4 protein-coding genes and 2 pseudogenes are annotated in these 6000 nt (G+C 56.4%); all 6 read right to left on the bottom strand.

Annotated features, from left to right (window positions below; genetic code table 11):
* Positions 1–117: 117 nt before the first annotated feature.
* The 6 genes and pseudogenes from ABLU80_RS18280 to hcp all read right to left on the bottom strand — a co-directional run bounded on the left by ABLU80_RS18280 (position 118) and on the right by hcp (position 5999).
* Entirely contained in the window at positions 118–303 is a 186-nt protein-coding gene (locus ABLU80_RS18280; protein ID WP_348850293.1) for a hypothetical protein, read from the bottom strand.
* A gap of 19 nt (positions 304–322) precedes the next feature.
* Positions 323–601: pseudogene (locus ABLU80_RS18275) on the bottom strand (type VI secretion system baseplate subunit TssF); the annotation flags it as partial.
* A 72-nt stretch (positions 602–673) separates the two neighbouring features.
* Positions 674–2248 carry a type VI secretion system protein TssA gene (gene tssA / locus ABLU80_RS18270; protein ID WP_348850292.1) on the bottom strand — a complete coding sequence of 525 codons (1575 nt, stop codon included), beginning with the start codon at positions 2246–2248 and terminating at the stop codon, positions 674–676.
* 41 nt (positions 2249–2289) lie between these two features.
* A pseudogene (locus tag ABLU80_RS18265) lies at positions 2290–2565 on the bottom strand (phage late control D family protein); the annotation flags it as partial.
* A gap of 145 nt (positions 2566–2710) precedes the next feature.
* A complete protein-coding gene (tssH, locus tag ABLU80_RS18260; RefSeq protein ID WP_348850291.1) occupies positions 2711–5341 on the bottom strand; it encodes a type VI secretion system ATPase TssH in 2631 nt (876 codons plus the stop codon).
* Positions 5342–5507: 166 nt separating this feature from the next.
* On the bottom strand, positions 5508–5999 hold the full coding sequence (gene hcp, locus ABLU80_RS18255; protein WP_015366299.1) for a type VI secretion system effector Hcp: 492 nt from the start codon (positions 5997–5999) through the stop codon (positions 5508–5510).
* Position 6000 lies beyond the last annotated feature (1 nt).

Below are 6000 nucleotides of genomic sequence, written 5' to 3'. Positions count from 1 at the left end.
TATGCTAATAGATGAACCTCCATATATAACTGATGATGATATTTGTAGCGGTCAATGAATATTGGCCACGATAAATATTCTCAGCAGTTATTTCATATCCGTTCGTGCGTGTATTAATTATTTCGCCGATATTAAGTTCAATAATTGTTTTACTCGCAGGCCCGGCAGGACGCTATTATCGTAAAAATCCAGCATCTGCGGCGAACCCAGCTGCGCCACGATGCCGGTGTGGGCAAAGTCATAGCCCCACGCCGCGTGGTCCAGCCGATCCTTGTCGATAAACGGTAGCTCACGCGGCCCCACGCTCTGCGCAGGCGGCGCAGCAGACGGTATTTTTCGGCCCCAGCGGGCGGGAATATATCTCCAGCCCGGCAGGCACCGTTTCCGCCATCTTCATCGTCGGTAGTTCCGGCGTCAGCGCCACCACCGATAGCCACGGAATGGTGCGCAGATAGTGCGGCCACAGCATGCTAACCAGCCCTTCGGTAAGCTCAGGCAGGTCGTCATCAATCTTTTCCCGCAAGCGCTCCATGGAAAAAGCAACCCCTTCAAACAGACGCTCTACGTAGGGATCCGGCGTACCGGCTTTGTCGAGATCCAGCATCGAAATAGCGCAAGGTTAAATCATCGATCGTATGTTATCCGTTACTCGTCCATGACGATCATCAGGCGTTTAAACGCACAGCACCGCCGCGCGGGCGGGGTCAATAGCAATCAGGTCCGCCAGCAAACGGTCCATCTGCGACTGCAGACGAGCTCTTTCCGTTTCGCTGCGTCCGGCCTTACCGCGCAACAGCCGCAGATGACGCGCTCGGACTTCAAACAGTAGTTCCGGTTCCCATTGTGCCAGTGACAGCGTGGCTGCCAGCACGTCCAGTTCCGCCAGCAGATGTTGCGCCAGTTCGTTTTTCCCGCTCTGCTCGGCAATCCGCGCCATCAATAATCGCAGTAACCAGCGGCTTCTGGGGGTGGTGATACCCGGACGATGCTGCAGCCAGGTCAGCGCCGCCTCAGCGCCATCGCTGTCGACCAGAGCCAGCGCCTCCGGCTCTAACTGAAGGATGTTGTCGTCGCCGGAAGCGGTGACGGCGCGGGAAGCGGTGTCGTCCAGCCAGATGGTTGCATTATCCAGCACCTGTTGCTGTATCCAGTTCAGCGTCACCTCATCGGCAAACGGCGTACCATCGTTAAACGCCAACCCTTCCAGGCCGATCAAACGTGCCAGCAGTCCTTGCAGATCATGCTGAATAATAGCGGCCTGCGCGTCGCGCCCGGATTTCAACAGCGCCTGGTGAACATACCACTGCAGATCCAGCCACAGATGGTTTGCGCCGCGGGAAAACATCTCGCTGGCCTGCTCGAGTAATTCCATCCAGCTCTGTTGGAGATACAGCCTTTTCAGCAGCGCCCGCTGGTCCGGCTTTGGCGGATCAATACGAGTTCTGCCGTCCGCCAGTAACGGCGGCAACTGATGCAGCGTATCATGGCGAATGCTCTTTATCAGGTGATGGGCAGAGAGCCAGCCATCCGGCTGGTCGCTGAGATACTTTGCCAGCACCCGCGCCTGCGTCAGCAGCTCCTGACCAGAGGTGATACTGCTGAGCACTGGCGCGCTGCCCCCCACCGCCGCTAGCGGCGCATCGCTGATATTCTGCGGGACCACAGCTTCTGGCCCGCCGGATTTCATTAACCGGGTTTCGAGGGCGGCGCACAACGCGCCGGGGACCGCCCCTTCTTGCGTCTGCTCCATGATCAGCAACGCGCCGGTGATACGTAGCGCATCGCTGTTGCATACCTCCGGGTATAACGACAGGCTGTCGAGCATGCGCTGGCTCGCCAGCCAGTCAAGGGCAGCTCTCCTGCTGCGATCCCGCTGCGGGTGTAGACTCACGCCAAAACGCTGCATTAATCCAGCCAGTAATTCCAGCCCATCAGCCAGACCCGCTTCGCCATCGCGGTGCAGGCGGGCCCAGGCGTAGTATGAGGCGACGCGGATATCCTGAGTGACGGTGGTCAGCAGCTTTTCCGCAAGCTGACAAATCAGATCGGTATTGGCGCCGGATAGCTTATTCACTTCTTCGCGCATCAACTGGAAATCATCGTCATAGCCGGGATCATCGCCCGTTGGTTGCTCGGCCGTGACCGGCTGCAGCCAGTTTTCCCACAGCAGCAAACGCTGCTGGGTCTGTGCGGCCAGCGCTTCCGGCGCTACCTGGCTCGCACTAATCAATGTAAGAACTGATGCCATTAATAAAGATCCTCCCTGCGCTGTTCACTCTCCGCCTCGCAGCCCCATACGGACTCCGCCCCGCTGTCGCTCATTCCCGACGGGCTGTTGACGGGGAGTGTCTTACCAAATATCAACGTGCGCTGCGCATCGGCGAAATTCACCACTTCGCTCTGCGCCTCTTCCTGCAGGGTGAAATAATAGAATATGCCGACTTCAGCCAGCAGGCGCTGAATAAACGCCAGGTCGCTCTCGCGATACTGGTTTATCTGTTCGCGTTTTGGGTAGCTTTGCTTGAGATTAAATTCATATTCCCAACCATGCAGGTTATGCTCCTGCGGTTGTGTTGCGCTCACGGCCCAACGAACTCATCCAGGTCATATTTTTTCTCCATAAGACCGCAATGCCCTGCAGATAGTGTTCTGCTTGCCCATCGCCCGCGCCATCCTGTACCGGGATGGCGTTGACGCTAAGAAATCCTCATCAGGAGTGGCTAAATTCCATGACCACGCCGCCTTCTTCATCGACATCCAGAGAAAGGCTCTGCGGCTTCAACCCTGCCGCCAGATGGCTCAACAGTTGCTGACTCAGCACCGGTAGAATTTGTTGATTAAGCAGGCTGTCAATGTTACGCGCGCCGGTATCCGGCAGCAGGCAGGCGTCCGTCAACGCGTCGTACAAGCCTTCGGCAATATCGGTAGTCATACCGTAATGACGATACAAACGCTGGCTGACCTGGTTGAGTTTCATGTTGACAATTTTGCGCATCGCCAGCTGACTGAGCGGACGGTAAATAATGGTCTGGAAACGCGCGAGCAGCGCTGGTTGAAAATGCTCTTGCAGCACCGGGCGCAACAGGTCATGTAAATCGGATTCTGTCGCTTCCGGATGCTCCTCCAGCATCAGCATCAGCCGATCGCTGCCGAGGTTTGAGGTCATCAGGATCACCGTATTACGAAAGTCGATTTCGCGTCCTTCGCCATCGCGCATAAAGCCACGGTCGAACACCTGGTAGAACACATTCATCACATCACGATGCGCTTTTTCCACTTCATCAAGCAGGACCACGCTGTACGGGCGTTTGCGTACCGCTTCGGTGAGAATACCCCCTTGACCGTAGCCGACATAACCGGGAGGCGAACCTTTCAGTTGAGACACCGTATGCGGCTCCTGATATTCGGAAAGATTGATGGTAATCAGCGATCTCTCACCACCGAACAGCTCATCAGCCAGCGCCAGCGCGGTTTCCGTTTTTCCAGTGCCGCTCGGACCGACAAGCAGAAATACGCCCTGCGGGCCGTTATCCGGTGCAAGCCCGGTTTTGGTCGCCCGCAATCTCTGGGCAATGGCGTTTAGCGCCATATTCTGCCCCACCACTCGTTTATCCAAATGAGATTCGAGACCCAGCAGTTCCGTCTGCTCGTCCTTCAGCAATGAAGAGAGCGGTACCCCGGTCCAGTCGGCAATCACCGTTGCTACGGTACGTAAATCGACATCCAGCCCCAGCAGCGGATGGTTATTCTGGACGCTGGCAAGTTGGCTCTGTAATGCGCCGATCTCCTTGCGGCGGGAAGGATCCGCTCGGCAGCTCAGCAGTTGCTCGGTCAGCTTCAGTTCCAGGCCGTACTGCGTTTCCAGATCGTCAAGCTGTAAAATAATACGCGATTCTTCCAGCTCAATTGCCGCCAACCGCGCTTCGTCGCTACCGCTACCGACCATGGCATCTTCCAGTAGCGCCTGTTTTTCCATTTCCAGCGCCGTGATTTGCGCTTTCATACGCGTCAACAATTCCGGCACCGTATCGATTCCCATGCGAATGCGGGCCGATGCGGTATCCAGTAGGTCCACCGCTTTATCTGGCAACTGGCGACCGGTGAGATAGCGTCGGGAAAGTGTCACGGCGGCGCGAATGGCTTCATCGGTGATATGTACCCCGTGATGCTGAGCATAGCGAGATTTCAGCCCGCGCAGCATCAGACAGGCGGTGTCATCGTCCGGTTCGTCGACTTTGACCATCTGGAAGCGGCGCTCCAGCGCGGCATCACGCTCGAAGTACTGCTTATACTCACTCCAGGTCGTGGCGGCGATAGTTCGCAGTTCGCCGCGCGCCAGGGCCGGTTTGAGCAAATTAGCGGCATCCGCGCCACCGGCCTGGTTGCCTGCGCCGATGATAGTATGAGCTTCATCGATAAACAGCAGCACCGGGACAGGCGACTGCTGTACCGCTTCGATAATGTTCTTAAGCCGCTGTTCGAATTCCCCTTTGACGCCTGCGCCGGCCTGCAGTAAGCCGAGATCCAACGTACGCAATGAAACCGGCTTCAGACTGTCCGGCACATTGCCCTCCACGATGCGCAACGCCAGCCCTTCGACCAGCGCGGTTTTGCCGACACCGGGTTCGCCAACCAGGATTGGGTTGTTTTTTCTCCTGCGCGACAGGATATCCACCATTTGACGAATTTCGTTATCGCGACCAAAAACCGGGTCGATTTTGCCTTCACGGGCCCGAGCAGTGATATCAAGGGTAAATTTATCCAGCGCGTTCTGTAATGCAGGGGTCATCTCAGCGGACTTCACGGCCGATTCCATCGGGCGGCCGACAAACTCCACATCGCCAGCGTGGCCAGGCTCATCTGGCTGTAATTCCGGGCGCTCATCAGACTGCATATCTAATAGTGGTCGCAGGTGTTCAAGCTGCGCTTGTCCCAATGTTAACAGCGGCCAAAGACTGTCACAGCGCACCCGCGTTGGGTTGCTGACTAACGCCATCAGTAGATGAACACTGCGTAGAGAGGTCTCCCCCGCCAGTGAAGCCCTTAACCACGCCTCCTGCATCAGGCTTTGGATGCTGCCGGACAGCTGCGGCCGGCTGTGTACCGAACGCGGAAGCGTTTCCAGAAAAGAGAGCAGATCCTGCCAGATAGCGTCCATATCCCACTCATAACGCCGCGCTAAAACGGTCAGGTCTCCCTCGCCCTGCTCCAGTAGTTTTAGCAGCCAGTGTTCGGGAAGGATTTGCGCATGCGCGCGGGCCTGACACAGCGAAGCGGCGCCTTCCAGGGCACGGGCGCAGTAAGGGTTTAAACGGCGTAACAGGATGGCTGGGTTTTCCATGAGACTCTCTCTTTGTCGATTCCGGACACGCTACCGCCCATCGCCGTTTCCCGTAATGCAGGAGACCAAAGCGCGCAAGGTCGGGCAGGCTGATTGTTTTTTGCTAAAAGCCAGCGGTCACAGGCGCTTAGCAAAAAAGCAGACGGCGAACCGCCTGCTTCAGACGTCAGGCTGTCGTTCGTTCATTCCATGAATCGGAATGAATGATGTTGCCGTCTTTATAGGTCCAGGTGATTTTTTCGTAGCGCAGTTCAATCTGCTCAAGATGGCTGTGCTTCTCGTAGGCTGGGTTCTTGATGTCGTGCATCAGCGGATTGACCTTCACCACTTTCACGTTTTCCAGTTTGGTGTTGAAGTATTCCACTTCCTGACCAGCATCATTGATTTTGTACCACTTGAATTCGGCAGACTTCAGCGTCTGGCCGGTGGTCACCGCCTTGTAGAGATAGGGGCTTGAGGAGTCGATTTCCTTGGTAAACAGAAACGGCGTGTGGATACGCGTGCCGGTTAGCTTTCCGGTGTTGTTGTCGGTCGGGATGTACAGGTTATGCTCCTGCGCCACCACTTCGATGCTGCCTTCACGATCTTTCACATCCACGGAACCTTTAATGTCCGCCCCGCCGTCGTCTTTCAACCACAAATAGACTGGTATTGCCATG

It is taken from the genome of Klebsiella sp. CN_Kp104 (genome assembly GCF_040064515.1).
Taxonomy (GTDB): Bacteria; Pseudomonadota; Gammaproteobacteria; order Enterobacterales; family Enterobacteriaceae; genus Klebsiella; species Klebsiella aerogenes.
The sequence above is the reverse complement of the archived record's forward strand: the minus strand, read 5'-3'. Positions and strand labels throughout refer to the sequence as shown.